This window comes from Erwinia endophytica, assembly GCF_009295515.1.
In the GTDB taxonomy this organism is placed as follows: Bacteria; Pseudomonadota; Gammaproteobacteria; order Enterobacterales; family Enterobacteriaceae; genus Erwinia; species Erwinia endophytica.
The window spans coordinates 20,266-43,459 of record NZ_RQVV01000016.1; the positions used below are offsets into that span (position 1 = coordinate 20,266).

20 protein-coding genes and 5 tRNA genes are annotated in these 23,194 nt (G+C 52.4%); 21 read left to right on the top strand and 4 right to left on the bottom strand.

Translation table 11 applies throughout. The annotated features are described in order from the left end of the window. The first annotated feature begins 285 nt into the window (after positions 1-285). The 15 genes from wecA (at position 286) to EH228_RS05925 (ending at position 12,075) form a co-directional block, all read left to right on the top strand. Positions 286-1,365, top strand: a complete 1,080-nt coding sequence (gene wecA, locus EH228_RS05855; protein WP_152320747.1) for a UDP-N-acetylglucosamine--undecaprenyl-phosphate N-acetylglucosaminephosphotransferase — start codon at positions 286-288, stop codon at positions 1,363-1,365. 57 nt (positions 1,366-1,422) lie between these two features. Further along, entirely contained in the window at positions 1,423-2,451 is a 1,029-nt protein-coding gene (wzzE, locus tag EH228_RS05860; RefSeq protein ID WP_152320748.1) for an ECA polysaccharide chain length modulation protein, read from the top strand. A gap of 49 nt (positions 2,452-2,500) precedes the next feature. Next, entirely contained in the window at positions 2,501-3,631 is a 1,131-nt protein-coding gene (gene wecB / locus EH228_RS05865; protein ID WP_152320749.1) for a non-hydrolyzing UDP-N-acetylglucosamine 2-epimerase, read from the top strand. Beyond that, on the top strand, positions 3,628-4,890 hold the full coding sequence (gene wecC / locus EH228_RS05870; RefSeq protein WP_152320750.1) for a UDP-N-acetyl-D-mannosamine dehydrogenase: 1,263 nt from the start codon (positions 3,628-3,630) through the stop codon (positions 4,888-4,890). Before wecB ends, wecC begins: the two co-directional genes overlap by 4 nt. After that, positions 4,887-5,606 carry a dTDP-4-amino-4,6-dideoxy-D-galactose acyltransferase gene (gene rffC, locus EH228_RS05875; RefSeq protein ID WP_240116236.1) on the top strand — a complete coding sequence of 240 codons (720 nt, stop codon included), beginning with the start codon at positions 4,887-4,889 and terminating at the stop codon, positions 5,604-5,606. Before wecC ends, rffC begins: the two co-directional genes overlap by 4 nt. A gap of 4 nt (positions 5,607-5,610) precedes the next feature. Next, the gene (rffA, locus tag EH228_RS05880) at positions 5,611-6,741 is read left to right on the top strand and encodes a dTDP-4-amino-4,6-dideoxygalactose transaminase (protein WP_152320751.1); all 1,131 of its coding nucleotides are present in this window, start codon (positions 5,611-5,613) and stop codon (positions 6,739-6,741) included. A 1-nt stretch (position 6,742) separates the two neighbouring features. Further along, positions 6,743-7,993 (top strand): lipid III flippase WzxE, encoded by a 1,251-nt coding sequence (gene wzxE / locus EH228_RS05885; protein ID WP_152320752.1) that lies wholly within the window; start codon positions 6,743-6,745, stop codon positions 7,991-7,993. Further along, on the top strand, positions 7,990-9,060 hold the full coding sequence (locus tag EH228_RS05890; protein WP_152320753.1) for a TDP-N-acetylfucosamine:lipid II N-acetylfucosaminyltransferase: 1,071 nt from the start codon (positions 7,990-7,992) through the stop codon (positions 9,058-9,060). The genes wzxE and EH228_RS05890 overlap by 4 nt, the downstream gene beginning before the upstream one ends. After that, positions 9,057-10,403, top strand: coding sequence for an ECA oligosaccharide polymerase (gene wzyE, locus EH228_RS05895; protein ID WP_152320754.1), 1,347 nt, complete (start codon positions 9,057-9,059; stop codon positions 10,401-10,403). The genes EH228_RS05890 and wzyE overlap by 4 nt, the downstream gene beginning before the upstream one ends. A gap of 51 nt (positions 10,404-10,454) precedes the next feature. Then, the gene (gene wecG, locus EH228_RS05900; protein ID WP_152320755.1) at positions 10,455-11,195 is read left to right on the top strand and encodes a lipopolysaccharide N-acetylmannosaminouronosyltransferase; all 741 of its coding nucleotides are present in this window, start codon (positions 10,455-10,457) and stop codon (positions 11,193-11,195) included. A 303-nt stretch (positions 11,196-11,498) separates the two neighbouring features. Then, positions 11,499-11,575 (top strand) — tRNA-Arg (locus EH228_RS05905). A 59-nt stretch (positions 11,576-11,634) separates the two neighbouring features. Further along, a tRNA-His gene (locus EH228_RS05910) sits at positions 11,635-11,710 on the top strand. A 15-nt stretch (positions 11,711-11,725) separates the two neighbouring features. Further along, positions 11,726-11,812 (top strand) — tRNA-Leu (locus EH228_RS05915). Positions 11,813-11,850: 38 nt separating this feature from the next. Next, positions 11,851-11,927 (top strand) — tRNA-Pro (locus EH228_RS05920). 71 nt (positions 11,928-11,998) lie between these two features. Next, positions 11,999-12,075 (top strand) — tRNA-Pro (locus EH228_RS05925). A 690-nt stretch (positions 12,076-12,765) separates the two neighbouring features. On the opposite strand, the gene hemY is transcribed toward EH228_RS05925, so the two are convergent. Genes hemY through hemC form a run of 4 tightly spaced genes read right to left on the bottom strand, consistent with a single transcriptional unit; the run spans position 12,766 to position 16,791 of the window. Further along, on the bottom strand, positions 12,766-13,956 hold the full coding sequence (gene hemY, locus EH228_RS05930) for a protoheme IX biogenesis protein HemY (protein ID WP_152320756.1): 1,191 nt from the start codon (positions 13,954-13,956) through the stop codon (positions 12,766-12,768). 2 nt (positions 13,957-13,958) lie between these two features. Next, positions 13,959-15,089, bottom strand: coding sequence for a uroporphyrinogen-III C-methyltransferase (gene hemX, locus EH228_RS05935; protein WP_152320757.1), 1,131 nt, complete (start codon positions 15,087-15,089; stop codon positions 13,959-13,961). Between the two features lie 23 nt (positions 15,090-15,112). Next, positions 15,113-15,853, bottom strand: coding sequence for a uroporphyrinogen-III synthase (gene hemD / locus EH228_RS05940; protein ID WP_152320758.1), 741 nt, complete (start codon positions 15,851-15,853; stop codon positions 15,113-15,115). Next, on the bottom strand, positions 15,850-16,791 hold the full coding sequence (gene hemC, locus EH228_RS05945) for a hydroxymethylbilane synthase (protein WP_152320759.1): 942 nt from the start codon (positions 16,789-16,791) through the stop codon (positions 15,850-15,852). The genes hemD and hemC overlap by 4 nt, the downstream gene beginning before the upstream one ends. Positions 16,792-17,078: 287 nt before the next feature. Between hemC and EH228_RS05950 the strand changes: the two genes are divergently transcribed. From EH228_RS05950 to yigB, 6 genes are all read left to right on the top strand, one after another. After that, positions 17,079-19,634, top strand: coding sequence for a class I adenylate cyclase (locus EH228_RS05950; protein WP_152320760.1), 2,556 nt, complete (start codon positions 17,079-17,081; stop codon positions 19,632-19,634). A gap of 146 nt (positions 19,635-19,780) precedes the next feature. Next, on the top strand, positions 19,781-19,981 hold the full coding sequence (lptM, locus tag EH228_RS05955) for an LPS translocon maturation chaperone LptM (RefSeq protein WP_152320761.1): 201 nt from the start codon (positions 19,781-19,783) through the stop codon (positions 19,979-19,981). Positions 19,982-20,007: 26 nt separating this feature from the next. Next, positions 20,008-20,832, top strand: coding sequence for a diaminopimelate epimerase (gene dapF / locus EH228_RS05960; RefSeq protein WP_152320762.1), 825 nt, complete (start codon positions 20,008-20,010; stop codon positions 20,830-20,832). Further along, on the top strand, positions 20,829-21,533 hold the full coding sequence (locus tag EH228_RS05965; protein ID WP_152320763.1) for a DUF484 domain-containing protein: 705 nt from the start codon (positions 20,829-20,831) through the stop codon (positions 21,531-21,533). Before dapF ends, EH228_RS05965 begins: the two co-directional genes overlap by 4 nt. Further along, entirely contained in the window at positions 21,530-22,438 is a 909-nt protein-coding gene (gene xerC / locus EH228_RS05970) for a tyrosine recombinase XerC (RefSeq protein WP_152320764.1), read from the top strand. Before EH228_RS05965 ends, xerC begins: the two co-directional genes overlap by 4 nt. Beyond that, the gene (gene yigB, locus EH228_RS05975; protein WP_152320765.1) at positions 22,438-23,154 is read left to right on the top strand and encodes a 5-amino-6-(5-phospho-D-ribitylamino)uracil phosphatase YigB; all 717 of its coding nucleotides are present in this window, start codon (positions 22,438-22,440) and stop codon (positions 23,152-23,154) included. The genes xerC and yigB overlap by 1 nt, the downstream gene beginning before the upstream one ends. Positions 23,155-23,194 lie beyond the last annotated feature (40 nt).

Consider the following 23,194-nt stretch of genomic DNA (forward strand, 5'->3'; position numbering starts at 1 on the left):
GAAAGAGGGGTGAGTTATTGACTTTTTAGCAGTGAAAAAGCAGTTCACATGCTAGCCAAAAGTAAGAAAACTTAGGAAACGCCACGCTCAGACGTGGCGTTTTTTGTTTATGGGCTATACGATATTCAGCAACTGAAGAATTAAACAATGGTGTGATTCAGGATGAAAAGCAGTCAGATTCTGCATTTTATTTCTGAAATGGAATGGAAATCAGAATTAAATAGATGTTAGTGGCGTATAAAACGCCTATAACACTGCGAGATTCTTAGCGGAGAACTGGTTAATGTGAATTTACTCAATATGAGTACTGAGCTTGCTTTAATTTTTGTGTTTTCATTGGTTTTTCTTTTCTTCGCCCGTAAAGCAGCTAAACAAGTGGGTCTGGTGGATAAGCCCAACTACCGTAAACGCCACCAGGGGGTTATCCCTCTGGTGGGGGGAATCTCTGTTTTTGCCGGGATCTGTTTTGGCTTTGCCATCACTAACGACTACATTCCTCATTTTCGGCTTTACCTGGGATGTGCCGGTATGTTGGTCCTGGTGGGGGCGCTGGATGACCGCTTCGATATTAGTGTAAAAATCCGTGCCTTTGTACAGGCAGCTATCGCTGTGGTCATGATGGTCATGGGAAAGCTGTATTTGCTGAGTCTTGGTTATATTTTCGGTCCATGGGAGTTGATAGTTGGTCCGTTTGGTTACGTGCTGACACTGTTTGCTGTTTGGGCGGCGATCAACGCTTTCAATATGGTGGACGGTATTGATGGTCTGCTGGGGGGCCTCTCCTGTGTGACTTTCCTGGCGATGGGCATTATTTTGTTGTTTGATGGGCAGCCAAGTCTGGCGATGTGGTGTTTTTCGATGATTGCTGCCATTGTGCCCTATATCCTGCTGAACCTTGGTGTATTTGGCCGCCGTTATAAAGTCTTTATGGGCGATGCAGGTAGTACGCTTATTGGTTTTACTATCATCTGGATCCTGTTGGAAGCCACTCAGGGCCAGTATCATCCCATCACCCCTGTCACCGCTTTGTGGTTGATTGCCATTCCGTTGATGGACATGGTGGCTATCATGTACCGTCGTCTTAGCAAAGGCATGAGTCCGTTTTCCGCGGATCGCCAGCACATCCACCATTTGATCATGCGTGCTGGGTTCACCTCGAAACAGGCCTGTCTCCTGATTACCCTGGCCGCCGCGTTACTGGCCGGTGTGGGCGTGCTGGGTGAATACCTGAGCTTTGTCCCTGACTGGGCAATGCTGCTGCTGTTCCTGCTGGCGTTTATGCTTTATGGCTACTGTATCAAGCGGGCATGGCGTGTGGCGCGCCTGATAAAAAGGTTTAAAAGGCGCTTGCGTAAAGCACAATAATTCGCGGTTTTCCCTGGCTGACAGAACTCAATACCCTGAAAACAAGGAATATAAAGTATGACGCATCCTGACGTTGCAGATAACGAACTGGATATTCGCGGACTTTGCTGCACTTTATGGCGGGGTAAGTACTGGATCATCGGCAGCGCGTTGCTGTTCGCCCTGCTGGCCTATATCTGGTCGCTTCTCGTTACGCCAAAATGGAGTTCCACGGCTATCACCGATCGTCCTACTGTCAACATGCTGGGCAACTTCTATGCACAGCAGCAGTTTCTCAATAATCTGGATGCGCGCAGCCGCAATACTAACCTGGTGCCGCCCTCGGTGGTGGATGAAGCTTACCAGGAATTCATTATGCAGCTCTCGGCATATGATGCCCGCCGGGACTTTTGGCTGCGAAACCCGTACTACAAACAGCGCCAGACGGGTCATACCCGCCATGATGCTGTATTGCTGGATGAGTTAATCGCGAACATTCAATATCAGCCGGCTGATGCGGTGAAAAACCTTCATGATACCGTCAAGCTGGTGGCGGAAACTGCACCGGAAGCCAATACACTGTTGCGTCAGTACGTGACATTTGCTAATCAGCGGGCGGTTTCTCATCTTAATGAAGAATTGGCAGGTGCCTGGGCTGCCCGGACTCTCCAACTGAAAGCACAGGTAAAACGGCAGGAGGAGGTGGCAAAAGCTATTTATGACCGCCAGGTGAAGAGTGTGCAAAATGCGCTGAAAATTGCTCAGCAGCAGGGATTTGAACAGGCGAAAACGGCGATACCTGTGGAGCAACTGCCTGATTCAGAACTGTTCTTACTCGGTCGTTCAATGTTACAGGCCCGTCTGGAGAGTCTGCAGGCCGCAGGGCCTGGCGCCGATTTGGACTATGATCAAAATAAAGCCATGCTGAACACGCTGAATGCCGGCCCAACACTGCTAAATACTTTCCAGACCTGGCGCTATTTGAGGACGCCGGAAGAACCGGTGCAACGCGACAGTCCTCGTCGTCTGTTTTTGATGATTATGTGGGGTGCGGTAGGCGCCTTTACTGGAGCAGGGATAGCGCTGGTACGTCGGCGTCGCGATTAATCGTCCGTCAGCTTATCGTTACTTAACAGATGAATCTAAGAGAGCAACAGTGAAAGTATTAACTGTTTTTGGCACGCGCCCGGAAGCAATAAAAATGGCGCCTCTGATTCATGCACTCGCGCAGGATAGCGAGATAGAAGCGCGGCTGTGCGTTACGGCACAGCACCGCGAGATGCTGGATCAGGTATTACAGCTGTTTGCTATTGTCCCGGACTACGATCTCAATATTATGCGTCCTGGACAGGATCTGACCGAGGTAACTTGCCGTATTCTTAATGGGTTAAAAACGGTGTTTGCCGACTTCGCCCCAGATGTCGTGCTGGTACATGGCGATACCACCACCTCTTTTGCCGCCAGCCTGGCTGCTTTCTATCACCGGATCCCCGTGGGGCATGTGGAGGCAGGTCTGCGCACTGGCGATCTTTATTCCCCATGGCCTGAAGAGGCTAACCGTACGCTGACTGGGCATCTGGCTTGTTATCATTTTACCCCAACGGAAGCGGCCAGGCAGAACCTGTTGCGTGAGAATCTTCGGGATGCCCGTATGTTTGTGACAGGGAATACGGTGATTGATGCCCTGTTTTGGATGCGTGATCGGGTACTGAGTGATGAAACGTTGCGCGCCAGCCTGGCGGGGCGTTACCCGTTTCTCGACGCGAATAAAAAGATGATTCTGGTGACAGGTCATCGTCGCGAGAGTTTTGGCAGCGGTTTTGAACGTATCTGTAGTGCACTGGCGGAGATCGCTCGCTCGCACCCTGAAGTGCAGATTGTCTATCCCGTACATCTGAATCCTAACGTTAATGAACCAGTTAACCGTATTCTGCGGGACATCGACAATATTATGCTGATCGAGCCGCAGGAGTACCTGCCCTTCGTTTGGTTGATGGTGCATTCATGGTTAATTCTGACCGATTCCGGCGGTATCCAGGAAGAGGCGCCGTCGTTGGGTAAGCCGGTGCTGGTGATGCGTGATACCACCGAGCGGCCAGAAGCGGTTGAGGCTGGAACGGTCAGGCTGGTCGGCACCGACGTCGAGAAAATCGTCAATGAGGTAGCGCGTCTGCTGACAGATGACGAGGCGTATCAATCCATGAGTCGTGCCCACAATCCCTATGGAGATGGCCTGGCCTGCCAACGTATTGTGCAGGCACTTAAAAACAATCGGATGACATTATGACGTTTAATACCATATCCGTTATCGGACTGGGCTATATCGGTTTGCCAACCGCAGCCGCTTTTGCTGCGCGGCGGAAATCGGTCATTGGCATTGATCTCAATGCTGATGTGGTAGCGACCATTAACCGCGGTGAGATCCATATTGTTGAACCAGACCTCAGTCAGGTGGTGAGCACCGCCGTGGCACAAGGTTATCTGCGGGCCGCGGTGACTCCGGAACCAGCCGAGGCTTTTCTGATAGCCGTCCCCACTCCTTTTAAAGATCACCATCAACCTGATTTGTCGTTTGTGAAAGCCGCGGCGGAGTCTGTTGCGCCAGTGCTGAAAAAAGGGGATATCGTGATCCTCGAATCCACCTCTCCTGTCGGCGCGACTGAACAACTGGCTGAATGGCTGGCGGCGGCACGTGACGATCTGACCTTCCCGCAGCATGCTGGCGAGCAGGCGGATATCCACATTGCCTATTGTCCGGAGCGCGTTCTGCCGGGACGAGTGATGGTCGAGTTAGTGAAGAATGACCGGGTGATTGGCGGCATGACATCGACCTGTTCCAACATGGCCTGCCAGCTGTACGAGATTTTCCTGGAAGGTGAATGTGTGGTAACCCACTCCCGTACCGCTGAGATGTGCAAATTGACGGAAAACAGTTTTCGCGACGTCAATATCGCTTTCGCTAATGAATTATCGTTGATTTGCGCCGCTCAGGGGATCAACGTCTGGGAATTGATTCGCCTGGCTAACCGCCATCCGCGCGTCAATATTTTGCAGCCCGGTCCTGGCGTCGGAGGGCACTGTATCGCGGTCGATCCATGGTTTATCGTGGCGCAAAATCCTGTACAGGCCCGACTGATCCGTACTGCGCGGGAAGTGAATGATAGTAAGCCCCACTGGGTACTGGATCAGGTGAAAAAGACGCTGGCGGAATGTCTGGCCGCTAACGACAAACGTGCCAGCGAGCTGACTATTGCCTGCTTTGGGCTGGTATTCAAAGCGGATATTGATGATCTGCGCGAGAGCCCCGCGATGGAGGTGGTCGGGATGATTGCCGAATGGCATCAGGGTATCACGCTGGTGGTTGAGCCGAATATTCATCAGTTGCCGAAAACGCTGGAGGGTAAAGTCGACCTGGTGCCGCAGGATAGCGCTTTGCAGCGAGCTGATGTGCTGGTGATGTTAGTTGATCATGCACAGTTTAAGGCGCTGGATATTGCTAGCGTGCAATCACAGCGGATTGTCGATACGAAAGGGATCTGGCAGTGAGTTTGGCTGGACGTCCTCTACCGGCCGTACAAGGCCTGCTCACGCCACTGGCGTGGGAAAATGCGTTCTTTGCGATTAACAGCGCTCTACTCAGTCTTGATGTGCACCAGGCGGCGATTGATGAAGCACAGCTGCAATCATACGACCGGGTGCAAGCCAAAGTATTTTCTCAGCAGACGGCAGAGCTGGACGCGTTGAATCATCTGGGATTCCGTTTGGTCGAAGGTGAAGTTGAGCTGGTACTGGGCATTCGCACTGGCGGCAGGCCGGAGGGTATCCGCATCGCCAGGCAGGAGCATATCCCGACATTGCGCGAGGTCGCCCGTGGTGCTTTTGCCTACAGTCGTTTTCGTGAGCCCTGGTATCAGCCCGGTGACAGTGGTCGTTTTTATGCCCAATGGGTGGAAAATGCCGTTCTGGGAATTTTCGACCATCAGTGCCTGCTGGCGGTGAGTGAGCAGGGTAACCTGCAGGGGTTTGTCTCTCTTCGTGAATTGCCGGATGGCAGCGCACGTATTGGGTTGCTGGCTACACTGGCTGAAGCGCAAGGGCTGGGCGTTGGACAAAGGATGATTGAGGCGGCGTCTGACTGGTGTCGTGCCCGGCGCCTGACGCGTCTTCATGTTGCTACCCAACTGGGTAATCTGCCTGCGCTGCGGCTTTATCTTCGCTGCGGAGGTGTGATTGAACGCACCGCTTACTGGCTTTACAGGTAACCCTATGATTCCGTTTAATGCTCCCGCAATAGTGGGAACCGAGCTTGAATACATGCAATCGGCTATGGGAAGCGGCAAGCTGTGTGGCGATGGCGGTTTTACCCGACGTTGCCAGCAGTGGATGGAAAATAAATTTGGCAGCAAAAAAGTGCTGCTGACGCCATCGTGTACTGCTTCGCTGGAGATGGCGGCCATGCTGATTGATATCCAGCCGGGCGATGAAGTGATTATGCCCAGTTATACCTTTGTTTCCACCGCTAACGCTTTTGTTCTGCGCGGCGCGACTATCGTATTTGTGGATATCCGCCCTGATACGCTGAATATTGATGAAAACCTGATTGAAGCGGCTATCACCGATAAAACCCGGGCTATCGTACCGGTCCATTATGCGGGCGTCTCCTGTGAAATGGAGGTGATTATGGCGCTGGCGGAGAAGTATAAGCTGATGGTCGTTGAGGACGCAGCGCAGGGCATAATGTCCACATACAAAGGCAAAGCGCTGGGCACGATTGGACATATCGGCTGTTTCAGTTTCCATGAAACCAAAAATTACACCGCAGGCGGCGAGGGCGGAGCGACTCTGATTAATGATCCCACATTGGTTGAGCGGGCTGAAATCATCCGTGAAAAGGGGACTAACCGTAGCCAGTTTTTTCGTGGACAGGTGGATAAATATACCTGGCGAGACATCGGTTCCAGTTACCTGATGGCGGATTTGCAGGCGGCGTACCTGTGGGCGCAGCTTGAGGCGGCTAAGCGGATCAATGATCGGCGCCTGCGGCTATGGCAGAACTATGACGATGCGCTGCAACCCGTTGCGGCCCGAGGGCGGATTTCGTTACCGTCGATGCCGCCAGACTGCCAGCACAATGCGCATATGTTTTATATCAAGCTGCGTGACAACGATGATCGTACGGCACTGATTGACTGGCTGAAGGAAGCGGAGATCCTGGCGGTATTTCACTATATTCCGTTGCACCTGTCGCCAGCGGGGCGGCGTTTTGGTCGTTTCCACGGTACGGATCGTTACACGCAGGCTGAAAGTGAGCGCCTGCTACGCCTGCCGTTGTTTTATAATCTCTCAGATAACAATCAGCAGACGGTGATCAATTCACTACTGAGCTATTTTTCCTGATATGTCACTGGCTAAAGCTTCGATGTGGACGGCGGCGTCGACACTGGTAAAAATCGCTGCGGGTTTGCTGGTGGTAAAAATGTTGGCGGTATCGTTTGGTCCCAGTGGTGTTGGACAGGCGGGTAATTTCCGCCAACTGATCACGGTGTTAGGCGTGCTGGCAGGGGCGGGGATTTTCAACGGCGTCACGAAATATGTCGCGGAATATCAGCAACAGCCTCAGCGGTTGCAGGCCGTTACGGCGACGGCTTCAGCAATCGTTCTGGGCGTCTCGACCCTGCTGGCCATCGTGTTTCTGCTGTTTGCCGAGCCGATCAGTGTTGGGCTGTTTGGTCATGGCGGCTATCAGAATGTGTTACGCATTGTCGCGTTTCTGCAAGCTGGCATTGCCTGGGCTAATCTGGCGTTGGCAATTATTAAAGGTTTTCGCGATGCGCGGGGAAATGCGTTGGCGCTGATCCTCGGGAGCCTGGTTGGCGTGGCCGCGTGGTTTATCTGTTATGGGGTAGGGGGATATCGTGGAGCGCTGGTCGGGATGGCGATGGTGCCGGCGTTGATTGTGCTGCCTGCGGTGGTCATACTGGCGAAACGTGACCATTTGCCACTGCACTTTCTTACGCCAGTCTGGCATGCGGATATTGCCCGTAGCCTCAGTAAATTCACGCTGATGGCCTTGATAACCTCACTGACATTACCGCTGGCATGGATAATGATGCGCAATCTGTTGGCTGAACATAATGGCTGGGAGCAGGTGGGGTTGTGGCAAGGCGTGACCAGTATTTCTGATGCTTACTTGCAGTTTATTACCGCTTCATTCAGCGTGTATTTACTGCCGACGCTTGCCCGACTGACCAGCAAACAGGATATCTCTCGTGAGATTTTTCGCTCACTGCGCTTTGTGTTCCCGGTGGTGATCGCGGTCAGTGTAACGATCTGGTTACTGCGGGATGTGGCTATCTGGCTGCTTTTCTCCAGCAAGTTCACCGGCATGCGTGATCTGTTTGTCTGGCAACTGAGCGGGGACGTGTTCAAGGTCGGTTCTTATGTGTTTGGCTATTTGGTTATCGCCAAAGCCTCACTGCGTTTTTACATTTTGACTGAAATCAGTCAGTTTTTGCTGCTGACGCTATTTGCGCACTGGCTGATCCCTTTACATGGCGCTACCGGAGCGGCCCAAGCCTATATGGTGACCTATATCGCTTATTTTGCGCTCTGCGCTGCTGCCTTTTTTCTTTATCGTAGGCACGTATGATCACATTGATTCATGTTCTCGGATCGGCCATTCCCCACCACAATCAGACTGTGTTACGTTTTTTCAATGATATCCTGTCAGAAGCGGCTCCCCGTTCTGCGCCCCGCCAGTTCTGGGTCGTGGGTGAAGCGCCCGTTGCTGATTTGGGGCGTCTGTCTATTCGTTGGTTTGCTGACAAGCGGATGTTAGCTCAGGCAGTGAGCGCGCTGGCCAGGGCTGATCGCAACACGCGTTTTTTCTTCCACGGGCAGTTTAATCCAACCTTATGGCTGGCACTGTTAGTGGGCAAGCTGCGTTCCTCGCAGGTTTACTGGCATATCTGGGGCGCTGATCTGTATGAACAGGCTGCCGGGCTAAAATTCCGACTGTTTTATCTTATGCGCCGGTTGGCTCAGAAACGAGTGGGACAGGTTTTTGCCACGCGGGGAGATATCAACTATTTTCAGCAGCGTCACCCCTCCATTCCGGCTTCCTTACTCTACTTTCCTACGCGGATAGCGCAGGTTGTTCCGTCTGCAGCGCAGAAAGGGGATACTCTGACCATCCTGGTCGGTAATTCGGGGGATGCCAGCAATCGTCACATCCAGGCGCTGCAGGCGATCCATCAGCAGTTTGGCGATCAAGCGGAGGTGATCGTGCCGCTGGGTTATCCGGCAAATAACGAGGTTTATATCAGCCAGGTCCGCGAGGTTGGCAGGGCATTATTTGCGGAGGAAAAGTTACATCTTCTCTGCGAGAATCTTGATTTTCAGGCCTATTTGCACGTGATCTCGCGTTGTGATTTAGGGTATTTTATTTTTGAACGCCAACAGGGCATCGGTACGCTATGCTTGCTTATTCAGGCGAATATTCCTTTTGTAGTGAGTCGTAAAAATCCATTCTGGCAGGATTTGACTGAGCAGCAGGTACCGGTATTATTCGCTGGAGACCCGCTTGATGCCCTGATTGTGGCTGATGCGCAGCGGCAGATGACGCGACTGGATAAATCCTCGATCGCCTTTTTTGAACCCGCTTATATCGAAGGCTGGAAACAGGCACTGTCACTGTCGGAGGGCGAAATGGCATGATGTTGTCGCAATTTTCCGGCCTGTTGGTGGTCTGGTTGCTGTCGTTGGGACTGATCGTGACCCTGGTCTGGCGAGAGTTTCGGCGGGTGCGATTTAACTTCAATGTTTTCTTTTCTCTGCTGTTTTTGCTGACTTTTTACTTTGGTTTTCCGCTGACCAGTTTTCTGGTGTTTGGTTTTAACGTTGAGGTGGTACCGGCAGAATATCTGCTGCAGGCGATGCTGGCCTCCACCGGATTTTACGCTATTTATTACGTCAGCTATAAAACCCGCCTGAGGGCTCAGAGTACCAGGGTGCCACGTCAACTGTTCACCATCAATCGTGTGGAGGCCCATCTCACCTGGGGCATTCTGGCGTTGATCGCGTTGGGCACGGTGCTGGTGTTCTTCCTGCATAATGGTTTCCTGCTGTTTAAGCTGAAAAGTTATAGTCAGATTTTCTCTGCTGAAGTGTCGGGTGTGGCGCTGAAACGCTTCTTCTATTTCTTTATTCCCGCGATGCTGGTGGTCTATTTTCTCCACCAGAGCTTTCGTCACTGGCTGTATTTTCTGGCGACGACAGTGACATTCGGTTTGCTAACTTATGTGATTGTCGGTGGCACACGAGCCAATATCATCATTGCTTTTGCGCTGTTTCTGTTTATCGGCGTTATTCGCGGCTGGTTAACATTGTGGATGCTGATGGCGGCGGGTGTGGCGGGTGTGGTAGGGATGTTCTGGCTGGCCTTGCGGCGTTATAACCTGGATGTCAGTGGTGCTGAGGCGTTTTACACTTTCCTTTATCTGACACGCGATACCTTTTCGCCATGGGAAAACCTGGGATTGCTCCTGCAGAATTACGATAAAATTGATTTCCAGGGACTGGCGCCCATTGTTCGGGATTTTTACGTCTTTATACCCAACTGGTTGTGGCCGGATCGTCCTTCTGTGGTGCTGAACAGCGGCAACTACTTCACCTGGGAAGTGCTAAATAACCATTCCGGCCTGGCTATCTCGCCGACGTTGATTGGTTCGCTGGTGGTGATGGGCGGGGTAGGGTTTATCCCTCCTGGCGCAATCGTGGTGGGGATGATTATTAAGTGGTTCGACTGGCTCTATCAGAAAGGGCGGCAGGAAACCAATCGCTACAAGGCGGCGGTACTGCAAAGCTTCTGCTTTGGCGCGGTTTTCAACATGATTGTGCTCGCCCGTGAAGGGCTGGATTCTTTTGTTTCTCGCGTGGTGTTTTTCTGCCTGATTTTTACTGCTGCCGTAGTGGTCGCCAAACTGATTTTCTGGCTGCTTGACAGCGCGGGTCTGATCCGTGCCCGAAAAATGGCGGCTTCGTTGCCAGTGCAGAACTGATTTTTCTCTGTTTTGGGACAGATTGTCGTATTTGACTTTAAGGAACGCACGATGGCCCCGACTTCTTTTGTCCCGCAGTATCAGATCCGCGGTTTCACGTTACTGGGATTGGGTGATATGGCGGAGATGCTGGACTATCTCTATCAGGGGGATCGGCTGAAAACCGGCACACTGGTGGCGATCAATGCCGAAAAGGTGCTGATAGCCGAGAGTAATCCAGAGATCCATCAGTTGATCGATGCGGCAGAGTATAAATATCCTGATGGCATTAGTATTGTGCGTTCTATCCGCAAGAAGTATCCGCACGCCAGAGTGTCACGCATTGCTGGCGCCGATTTGTGGGAAGGGTTGATGGAGCGGGCCGGACGTGAAGGGACGCCTGTGTTCCTGGTTGGCGGCAAACCGGCCATCCTGGCACAGACAGAAGATAAGCTCCGTCGGCAATGGAATGTGAATATTGTTGGTTCACAGGATGGTTACTTTGCGCCAGCCGACCGTGAGGCGCTGTTTTCCCGTATTGTGGCCAGTGGGGCGACGATTGTCACGGTGGCAATGGGTTCCCCGCGGCAGGAAGTACTGATGCGTGACTGCAAAGCTGTTTATCCACAGGCCTTGTATATGGGCGTAGGAGGTACTTATGACGTTTTTACCGGGCAAGTGAAACGGGCCCCAAAGATCTGGCAGAAAATGGGGCTGGAGTGGCTGTACCGGCTAATTTCGCAGCCTTCTCGTCTGCGTCGTCAGCTCAAGTTGCTGAAATACCTAAATTATCATTTGCGCGGTGAGCTTTGATGTTCTTTTTTGCCGTGTCCAGTGTGGCTGGCGCCTGAATCATTTACTATTCAAATTGCCATCAGGTGACCAGCGAGCAAGTTCCGACTCTGGCTGGTCAACCGGGGCGCTCGCACCGCTGGTATACCTGCGACCAGGCGTTGTGACGGGTATATAAAGCAGCTATTTAGCGGTGATAATCGGCTTAAAACGACTGTGTGATAGACAGAATGCACAAAGCGTAATCAAACAGGATTTTTTGTGCAAAAAGCACTGGACAGGATCGGCTCAAATCCGTAGTATCCCCATCCGCAACGGCGCTACGCGCCCGTAGCTCAGCTGGATAGAGCGCTGCCCTCCGGAGGCAGAGGTCTCAGGTTCGAATCCTGTCGGGCGCGCCACTAAGTTGTGCGCAAGAGCTGCGGTGGTAGTTTTACCGCGTTAGGTAGTAGCAGGTGTGGTGGCTATAGCTCAGTTGGTAGAGCCCTGGATTGTGATTCCAGTTGTCGTGGGTTCGAGTCCCATTAGCCACCCCAGATTTTGTCAGGCAGGCGAAGGTGGCGGAATTGGTAGACGCGCTAGCTTCAGGTGTTAGTGTCTTAACGGACGTGAGGGTTCAAGTCCCTCTCTTCGCACCACAAAATCTTCAGTAACTTAGCCATAAAAAAGATGTTTTCGGCGAGTAGCGCAGCTTGGTAGCGCAACTGGTTTGGGACCAGTGGGTCGGAGGTTCGAATCCTCTCTCGCCGACCATATTTCTAAATCTTGCAGACGCAGGGTTTTGCTTAAAGATCTGTGGATCTAAGCGTAGTAGCAGTAATATCCGGCGAGTAGCGCAGCTTGGTAGCGCAACTGGTTTGGGACCAGTGGGTCGGAGGTTCGAATCCTCTCTCGCCGACCATCTTTAGAAACCCCGCTTCGGCGGGGTTTTTTTATTGTCTAAAGAAAACGCCCAGCCAGGCTGGGGGTCAGTAAAGCTTTCAGCTATAAGTCGGTTATAAAAAACCCTTTTGATTTTTATCCGTTGCCAGAAAATGTCGTTCTGTCTCATAATTGAGACGGATAACTCATTGTTATATAACTAATTTACTTAACTATACATGTGCTGTCGCCAAATGACGACGTGCGGTATGGTGTTTGTCGCAGATTAGCAACGGTACGTCACATGAAATGTGAGAGGGTTTCTGAATTAAAATGTTATTTATCAATGAATTGAATGTTTTTCTTGCGGGAAATCCTGTTTTGGCATGAACTATGCAATATTACACACGTAGATGCTCATTCCACTGCTTATGATTGTTCACACTTCATAAATCCGGAATGATGCAGAGCCCTACGGTACCTGTTGTCCACCAGCCGCTATTGTCGCAAGACTTTAACGGTATCAGGACACTACGTTGAGTCAGGTATCAGCCAAATCTGATCTGATCTTTTATACACCTGCCGGAGTGATGGCAGGTGTTTTTTTTAACGTTAACTTCAGCATAACGTCACGTCTAACTCAAGCCCATTATATCCAGATCTTACCCAGCAATAATGGACGTGAGTAAACCCTCAATCTGCCGTCGATAATGTGGAAGACCCCACGGGATTATGGTGTATTCTTCAGCGTCAGCAGCAATCCTTCACGACGCATTTCTGCCGCTTCTTCTGGCTTATGCTGACGGTCAAGTGTATCGGCTAGCCAGGCGTAATCGAATGCGTCAGGACGTTGTTTCAGTGCTTCTCTGAAGACGTCGCTGGCCTGTTCCCACTCACCATGCTTCATCAACAGTTGCCCCAGAGTACTGTGTAACAGAGGTGTCGCACCTTGCTGTTTGATCTGCTGGCGCAGTACTTTTTCCAGTTTTTCCGGATCGCCGGTTTTCAGGCGCGGCATTAACAGCACCAGGCGCTCATCATAACGATGTTTCAGACCGTCCAGGACGATTTGCTGTGCTGTCTCGTGGTCATCACAAACGATAAGGTGGTTTGCCATCTCAACCTGTAACGTGGTCTCCTGGCGAGTTTTACGGCTTTGGTTATGCCACCATTGTTTCAGACCTGCGCTACCCTGGTCGGCCATAGCCTGATTCATTAATCCCAGCCAGGCTTCCTGTTGTAGCGCCAGCCGGTGGGCCTCATCGGCTACTTGAGATTTTTCCATCGCAGGCAAAATATCCAGCAGGGGTCCCCAGGCCCCGGTGCGTACATAAGCCTGTTCGGCCAGACGCAGGACTTCAGGATGACGGGGTGCCACCTCCAGCAGACGATCTACACCGTGTCGGGCGGCATGGTCTTCGTTACGGGCCAGTTGCAGTCGTACGCGAGTAATTTCTACTGGCAACGGGTCGTTACCGGCCAGTTCAGTCGCTCTTTCGAGATGTTGATTAGCGCGGATCTCATCACCACGTTGTTGAGCCGCCTCAGCTGCCAGCAGGTAATTGGCTACGGGTTGTTCAGCATGATCAGCGTTGCGTGACAGCAGTTTTTCAACCTGGCGATGATCGCCTTCGACCATCTTCATCAGCGCAGCACTGGTTTGCTTACGCGCGCGATGGCGTTTGCGCCCCATAAACCAGCCGCGAGTTCTGACGCCGGTACGCAACAGGCGACGTAACAGCCATTCCACCAACAGGATAACTATTAGCGCAAGGATGAGAATGACTGCCAGACCCGTCACGCTGGTTTCAATATTCCAGTTATCGGTCTGGATCAAAACATAGCCCTGGTGACCCGCCAGCATTGGGCCGAGCACCACGCCTGCTATCAGTAACAGAAAAAGTATCAGGACCTTAACCATGCTTATTCTCCCTGCTGCTGTTGCCCGGCACCAGGCTGGGCCAGCAGGTTGCGTACACGCGTTTGCATCAGTTTATCCAGCAGTGGCTGACTTTGTAGTGTGCTGGGAAGGTCCATGGACACACTTTGCTGACTGAGGTCATCCAACTGCCCGAGGAAGGCTTTGGTGGCAGGATCGTTGGTATCAAACCACGCACGAACCCAGGTTGCCACGGTACCAATAGACTGTTTGTAGATTTCGTTCTGATGGCGCGGTACTGCCTGCGCGGCAATCAATAGCTTTGAGCGGATGTTTTCACGCAGATAAATGTCCTGGTTAGGGGCCAGCAGGGGTTCTGCGTTGCTGTCGCGGCGGCGGATAGTAATAAAGTCATCCATGAAGTTATGCCAGCTTTTCGCCAGGTTTTGCCGCCACTCGCGTAACGATGATGACAGTTCGCCGTCATCGACGTCCATCGGGGCATCATTATCGTCATTGTCAGCCAGACGCAGGTTATCCACCCCGTTGGAAAGTTGGTTCAGCTTGAGGATGATGCCGTCGTAATCGATCTGACTGACCGCAGACAACGTACTGATGTCATGCGTCAGTGCTCGTCGTACATCGAGCAGGCTGGGGTCATTCATTTCTGCCAGGCTATGGTCAGCACTTTTCAACAGGGCTGCCGCCGTGGTGACATCCTGATCGCTCCATAGCTTACGTCCCGCCAGTTTGACCAGATAATCGGCCTGGGCCAGAAGCCAGATGCGCGCATCGCCACCGGAGATCGTCGCGACTTTTTCTTTTAACTGGTCAAGTTGCTGGCTGATGGCTGCCTGTTGCTGGCGGTCGGTGTCTAACACGTTGGTCTGCGTCGCCAACTGTTGCACAAAGGTCTGCTTGTCGCTAACCGACTGCTGCTGAAGAGAGGACAATTGCTGAGCCAGCGCCTGATTGGCAGAGGTTAGCTGTTCGGTCTGATGTTTACCGTTAATATAAAGACCAGCTGTTGAAGCCAGCGCAATCACGATCGCCAGTACTGCCAACGCAGTGGCGGGATTCCGCGATTTGTGGTCAGGCTTTTGCTCTGGTGGTGAGGCCTCTACCGTTGGGGGGGTCTCATCAACCATGGCAGAGGAATCTTTTTGTTCCGTCATTGTGGCACATCCCATATTTAAGTTTATTGTAACGTCCGCAATAAAGCGTCGTTATCGGCACCATCGGCCACCTTGATATCGCGCCAACCCAGTTCCCTGGCACGGGTAGCCAAGCGTTCACTGACGACAATCAGTCGGCAGTGCAGAAGCCATTCCTCACGATCAATAGTGGGAAACAGCGAATATAGCTGTTGTAGCATTTCACTGCTGGTGACCACCAGAGTGGTAATGCCGCGGTCGCGCCAGCGGCGACCTTCGATTGAACCTTGATAATGCTTTGCACAGCGTTGATAGCATTCAACGAACTGTACATGAGCGCCGCGTTGTTGCAAGGTTTCTGCCAGAAGTTCACGCCCGCCATTGCCCCGTAGGATCAACGCCTGCTTACCGGAGATTTTTTGTAACGCCGGTAATTGTATCAGTACCTCACTGGTTTCACGTTCCTCAGGCCAGACCACATCCAACCTACTGGCGGCATGGAAGGCTAATGCCGTGGTGCGACCTATAGCATAATAGTTCAGGTTGGTTGGCCACGTAGCCCCAGCGCGCACCAGGGCAGGATGAGCATAATGAATGGCGTGTTGTGAAAGGATAAACACCAGAGATCCTGCCGGCAGGGAGACAAGCTCGCCGGACAGGCTGTTCAGCCCTGTTCCCGGCGTGAATTCAATCAGCGGCATTGACCAGGCAACCTTTCCCACCTGACGTAAGCGGCCGACCAGCTCGTCGGCAGCTGGTTCGGGACGGGTGACCAGAATGGTCATGCGGGAGGATTCCCTTGATAGACGCTGGACAAAATTTCACGGCCGCCATTGTTCAGCAATTCGTCAGCCAGGGAAATCCCCATGGTTTCTGCGTTTTTACGCGGGCCACGACGCTCGCCCTGGATGATCACCGAGCCATCAGGCGCGCCAATCAGACCGCGTAGCCACAGCTCATCGCCATTAAGGACGGCAAAACTGCCGATGGGAACCTGACAGCCGCCTTCCAGACGGGTGTTCATCGCGCGCTCGGCTTTTACGCGCACGGCGGTGTCTTCATCATGCAGCGCAGAGAGTAGGGCGATGGTCTCTGCGTCATCCACACGACACTCAATACCTACGGCGCCCTGGCCCACCGCTGGCAGAGACTCTTCCGCTGGCATGGCATGGCGAATACGATGGGACAGATCCAGACGCTTCAGCCCGGCGACGGCCAGAATAATGGCGTCGTAATCACCCGTATCGAGTTTAGCCAACCGTGTTCCCACGTTGCCGCGCAACGAGCGAATAATCAGATCAGGTCGACGAGCGCTGAGTTGGCACTGGCGACGCAGGCTGGAGGTCCCGACCACGGCGCCCAACGGCAGGCTATCGACCGAGTCGAATTGATTGGAAACGAAGGCATCCCGGGGATCTTCCCGTTCACAGATGGTGACCAGTCCCAGTCCTGCCGGGAAGGCAACCGGTACGTCTTTCATTGAGTGAACGGCAATATCTGCGCGGTCAGATAACAGTGCCAGTTCCAGTTCTTTGACGAACAACCCTTTGCCGCCGACTTTGGCTAAAGGTGTATCGAGGAGTACATCTCCTTTGGTCACCATTGGCACCAGTTCAACGCGAAGCCCGGAATGGCAAGCCATCAGACGGTGCTGAACATATTGTGCCTGCCATAGCGCAAGCGGACTTTGCCTGGTGGCAATTCTTAAAATTTTGTCTAACATGCTTGTTACCGTTTTTATCGTTCAATGATTATCCTATCATTGATACGGGAATGCTGTCAGTTTCCGCAGTTTTAAGCGGTGGAGAAGCGTTGGTGTGAGGAATCTTAGGATTGAACGATTGTAAAGCATGCTAAACTGTTGTGTAGCGCAACTTTCTTTACGGTCAACTGGTCAGATGTTAGATTGATCACGTTTCCAGCAATAATTCGCACGACTATTTTTAAATCAAGCGGCGGATTTCGGGAACAGGTTTTTTTATAAGCACTGGGATAATCAGGCGAGACGTCTTGTACCTCTACATAGAGACACTGAAACAGAGACTGGATGCCATCAATCAACTGCGCGTAGATCGCGCATTGGCTGCTATGGAACCCGCGTTCCAACAGGTTTACAGTCTGCTGCCAGCCTTATTACATTATCATCATCCGCTGATGCCGGGTTACCTTGAAGGTGACGTTCCACATGGCATCAGCTTTTACACGCCTGATGAAAGCCAGATAAAATATCTTAATGATTTAGAAAAGAAATCAAGATTAAGTGCCGCTGTCCCCCCCCCAGGAGAGATGCCGATCACGGGTGTCTACTCAATGGGCAGTACCTCTTCGGTTGGTCAAAACCTCACATCAGACCTTGATATCTGGGTCTGTCACCAGTCATGGCTGGATAATGAAGAACGCCTCTGCCTGCAGAAAAAATGTACTCTGTTGCAGAAGTGGTGTGCAACGATGGGGATGGAAGTCAGCTTCTTTCTGGTCGATGAAAACCGTTTTCGCCATAACGAAAGTGGGAGCCTGGGCGGTGAAGATTGTGGGTCCACCCAGCATATCCTGTTGCTGGATGAATTCTACCGTACTGCGGTTCGTCTGGCTGGCAAGCGTATCCTGTGGAGCATGGTGCCTGGGGAAGAAGAAGAGCACTATGACGATTATGTGATGTCGCTGTATCAGAAGGGGGTGCTGACGCCGAACGAGTGGCTGGATCTTGGTGGTCTGGGCACACTCTCAGCTGAAGAGTATTTTGGGGCCAGCCTGTGGCAGTTGTATAAAAGCATTGATTCGCCGTATAAAGCCGTGCTGAAAACACTCCTGCTGGAAGCTTATTCCTGGGAATACCCCAAAACCAGTCTGTTGGCAATGGACATTAAACAGCGCCTGCATGATGGCGAGATCGTGTCGTTCGGCCTCGATCCTTATTGCATGATGTTGGAAAGGGTGACGCATTATCTTACCCGCATTGATGATCACGCCCGCCTCGATCTCGTTCGGCGCTGCTTTTATCTGAAAGTGTGCGAGAAGCTGTCGATGAATACCGGTGAATCCGGCTGGCGGCGTGAAATCCTCAGTCAACTGGTCAGAGAGTGGGGCTGGGATGCACAGCGCATTGAGATGCTGGATAGCCGCGCTGAATGGAAAATCGAACGTGTGCGCGAAGCGCATAATGAACTGCTGGATGCGATGATGCAGAGTTATCGCAACCTGATCCGCTTCGCCCGTCGTAATAATCTGAGCGTCAGCGCCAGCCCGCAGGATATCGGCGTGTTAACGCGGAAACTCTATGCGGCGTTTGAAGCATTACCGGGTAAAGTCACTCTGGTTAATCCGCAGATATCCCCTGACCTGTCTGAACCGCATCTGACTTTTATTCACGTTCCACATGGTCGTGCGAATCGCGCCGGCTGGTATCTGTATAATCAGTCGCCTGATATGCAATCGATAATCAGTCATCAGCCGCTGGAATATAACCGCTACCTTAATAAGCTGGTGGCGTGGGCGTGGTTTAATGGTCTGCTGACCAGCAAAACCCGCCTGCATATCAAAGGCAATGAAATTTGTGATTTAGCGCGACTGCAGGCGCTGGTGGCGGATGTTTCGCACCACTTTCCGCTGCGGTTGCCCGCCCCCACGCCGAAGGCGCTTTACAGCCCTTGCGAAATTCGGCATCTGGCGATTATTGTCAATCTGGAGTATGACCCCACCGCGGTCTTCCGTAATCAGGTGGTACATTTTGATTTCCGTAAGCTGGACGTATTCAGCTTCGGTCAGCAACAGCAGTGCCTGATTGGTAGCATCGACCTGTTGTATCGTAACTCGTGGAATGAGGTGCGTACGTTACATTTCAATGGCGAACAGGCGATGACTGAAGGATTGAAAACCATTCTGGGCAAAATGCATCAGGATGCCGCGCCGCCGGATTCCGTTGAGGTGTTCTGCTATAGCCAGCATTTACGTGGGTTAATCCGTACCCGTGTTCAGCAACTGGTATCAGAGTGCATTGAACTGCGTCTTTCCAGCACGCGTCAGGAGCCCGGGCGCTTTAAAGCTGTGCGTGTGGCTGGGCAGACGTGGGGCCTGTTTTTTGAGCGGCTGAGTGTGTCGGTACAGAAGTTGGAAAATGCCGTAGAGTTCTACGGCGCTATTTCCAACAACAAGTTGCACGGGTTGTCGATCAAGGTGGAAACCGACCAGGCACGCCTGCCTGCGGTGGTGAATGGCTATGCCAGCGAGGGGATCATCCAGTTTTTCTTTGAAGACACTCAGGACGACCACGGCTTTAATATCTACATCCTTGATGAAACCAACCGGGTAGAGATTTATCATCATTGTGAAGGGAGTAAAGAAGACCTGGTGCGTGACGTGAGCCGTTTCTATTCGTCTTCTCATGATCGCTTTACCTACGGCTCCAGCTTTATCAATTTCAATCTGCCGCAGTTTTACCAGATTGTGCAGGTAGATGGGCGTTTCCAGGTGATCCCTTTCCGTAGCGAGACCCTGACGCAACTGTGTGCTTCGGTGTCAGATAACGAGTCCAACACCGATTACGTCCAGCGCTACCAGATGCATTAATAGCGCTCAGGTGACTGTGGACGATGAGGTGCGGAGTGGGCTACCCACTTTCCTTTCTGCGAGATGCGATCATTTTTTCCTGTTGCTTTTAGCACTTCACCTGCGATGATAGGCAATCAACAGGTATCAATTGAGTAGAATAAGCAATGAACAAAGTGATTTGCCAGATGGCGCTGGCGCTGGCTGTCGCCAGTCTGGTGGGATGCGGATTGAAAGGGCCTTTGTATTTTCCGCCACCGGAACAACCGAAGCAACAAACTCCACCAGTGACCAAATCAGCGACCAATAAAGAGCCGCAGTCGACAACAACTGTCACCGGTTCTTCGGGCGAACAATCAGCTCAGTAACTATGGCGCACCCATTGGAGCTAAAAATGCAGTTCTCCAAAATGCACGGTTTGGGCAATGACTTTATGGTGGTCGATGCCGTGACGCAAAACGTCTATTTTTCTCCTGAATTGATCCGTCGCCTGGCGGACCGATATCAGGGGGTAGGTTTTGATCAACTGTTGCTTGTTGAACCACCGTACGATCCTGACCTCGATTTTCATTATCGTATTTTTAATGCAGATGGCAGCGAAGTCGCTCAGTGTGGCAATGGCGCGCGTTGTTTCGCCCGTTTTGTCCGGCTGAAAGGGTTAACCAATAAAAGTGATATTCGCGTCAGTACTCAGACTGGCCGTATGGTGCTCACTGTCACCCCGGATGAACTGGTGTGTGTGAACATGGGCGAGCCGAACTTCGAACCTCAGCAGGTGCCGTTTCGCGCCAACAAAGCCGAAAACATCTATTTGATGCGTGCAGCCGAACAGACGGTGATGTGTGGGGTCGTCTCAATGGGTAACCCACATTGCGTGTTGCAAGTGGAAAGTGTCAAAACCGCGTTGGTGGAATCGCTCGGCCCAGTTCTGGAAAGTCACGAGCGTTTCCCGGAGCGGGTGAATGTTGGTTTTATGGAAGTCGTTAGCCGCGAGCACATTCGCCTGCGCGTTTATGAGCGTGGTGCGGGTGAAACCCTGGCTTGTGGTAGCGGAGCCTGCGCTGCCGTGGCGGTCGGGATCCAGCAACAGCTGCTGGCGGAAAAAGTGCGTGTCGACCTGCCCGGCGGCAGCTTAAATATTGCCTGGAAAGGCCCGGGGCATCCGTTGTATATGACCGGTCCTGCTACTCACGTTTATGACGGATTTATTCATTTATGAAAAATGTCGGAGAACAACAGGCGACCAGCGACCTGCTGGATGATCGTGCAGTCAGCGATTACCTGCTGCAAAATCCGGACTTCTTTATTCGCAATGCCCGCCAGGTCGAGCAAATGCAGGTACCGCATCCGATCCGTGGAACGGTTTCTCTGGTGGAATGGCAACTGAGTCGTCAGCGCAATCAGATCACCCAGTTGGAAGAAGAGATAACCTTGCTGATGGAGCAGGCCAGCGCCAATCAGCAACTGTTCGATCGCTTGTTAATGCTACAGTCCCACCTTGCGTCAGCCTCCAGCCTGCATGACATGCTGAACCGCCTGCACCGCTGGGCGCGTGAGTTGGGTCTGGCCGGTGCGAATGTGCGTTTATTCAGCGAAAAGTGGCGTATTGGCGCGCCTTCGGACTTCACACAACTGGCATTGTCGCACCAGGCTTTTGAGCCCATCCGCATTCAGCGTTTGGGGAAACAGCATCATTATCTTGGCAGTCTGAACGGTCCTGAGTTGCTACTGCTGTTGCCTCAGGCGAAAGCTATCGGCTCGGTTGCTCTGTCGCTGATGGGGGAGCAGGGCGAGCTCGGCGTATTGATCTTCAGCAGCCGTGATAAGCAACATTATCAATCCGGCATGGGTACGGTGCTGCTGCAGTATTTGTCACAAATGCTGCCAGAACTTTTGCAGCGCTGGATTGAGCGCGCATGAACAACGATTCCCCTCTACAGTCAGCCGTCGAGGGCTTTTTGCGTTATCTGAAGGTAGAACGCCAGCTCAGTCCGCTGACGCAGATCAATTATCAGCGTCAGCTTAGCGCCTGTGTCCTGCTGCTGACGGAGATGAAACTTTCAGGCTGGGATAAACTGGATGCGGCTCAGGTTCGCTCGCTCGCAGCTCGCAGTCGCCGTGCCGGGTTAAAACCTGCCAGCCTTGCATTACGTCTCTCCGCTTTACGTAGTTTCCTGGACTGGCAGATGAGTCAGGGAATGTTAAAGGCGAATCCAGCGAAGGGGATCGCCACGCCACGTGCGCCACGCCATTTACCGAAAAATATCGATGTCGATGAGGTTGATCGCCTGCTGGAGATCGACCTCAATGATCCGCTGGCGGTGCGCGATCGGGCCATGTTGGAGATTATGTACGGTGCGGGTCTGCGTTTGTCTGAGCTGGTTGGGATAGATACGGGCCATCTTGACCTTGCTTCCGGCGAAGTGTGGGTTATGGGGAAAGGCAGCAAAGAGCGCCGTTTGCCTATGGGCCGCACGGCGGTACTGTGGATGGAGCACTGGCTGGAAATGCGTGAGCTGTTTGCACCGGAAGACCATGCCGTGTTTCTCTCGAAACAGGGAAAACGCATCTCGGCCCGCAACGTGCAGAAGCGCTTTGCCGAGTGGGGAGTTAAGCAGGGGGTTTCCAGCCATATTCATCCTCATAAATTGCGTCACTCCTTTGCCACTCATATGCTGGAATCCAGCGGTGATCTGCGTGCTGTACAGGAATTGTTGGGCCACGCCAATCTTAGTACCACACAAATTTATACCCATCTTGACTTCCAACACCTGGCGTCGGTTTACGATGCTGCCCATCCCCGTGCCAAACGAGGAAAATCCTGATGCGTTTTTATCGTCCACTGCGCCCGATCGCGGCGATGACCTTTGACCTGGATGACACGCTGTACGACAACCGTCCCGTTATCCGTCGCACTGCCCAAAAATCCCATGCCTTCCTGCAGTCGTATCATCCGTTGTTGCGCCAGTTCAGCGTTGAGCAGTATCAACAACTGCGCGACAGCCTGCTCAAACAGGAACCTGATATTTATCATGACGTCAGTGAATGGCGTCGCCGAGCCGTCGAACTGGCGATGCGCAATGTGGGTCTCAACGAAGATGAAGCTGGGGAAGGATCGCGTGCGGTGATGGCGGAGTTTGCTTACTGGCGTAGCCAGGTCGAGGTGCCGGATGAGACACATAGCACGCTCGCCATGCTGGCAGAACGTATCCCGCTGGTGGTTATCACCAATGGTAATGCCGAACCTCACCTGTTCGGTCTGGATAAATATTTCAAATTTATCCTGCGAGCCGGGCCTGATGGCCGGGCTAAACCGTATCACGATATGTATCATCTGGCGGCCCAAAACCTCGGTTTGCCGCTGGAGAACATTTTGCATATTGGCGATGACCTGACCACAGATGTCGCGGGATCGGTGCGTTGCGGCATGCAATCCTGCTGGATCAATCTGTGTGCAGGCAACTTGATGCATATCGCCGACAGTCGCCTGTTGCCAGATTTAGAAATTTCCCGGTTGGCATCGCTGACCGCGCTGGTATAATAAGCTGGTTAAATATCCAGTGGAGCGCCAGACGCTCCCC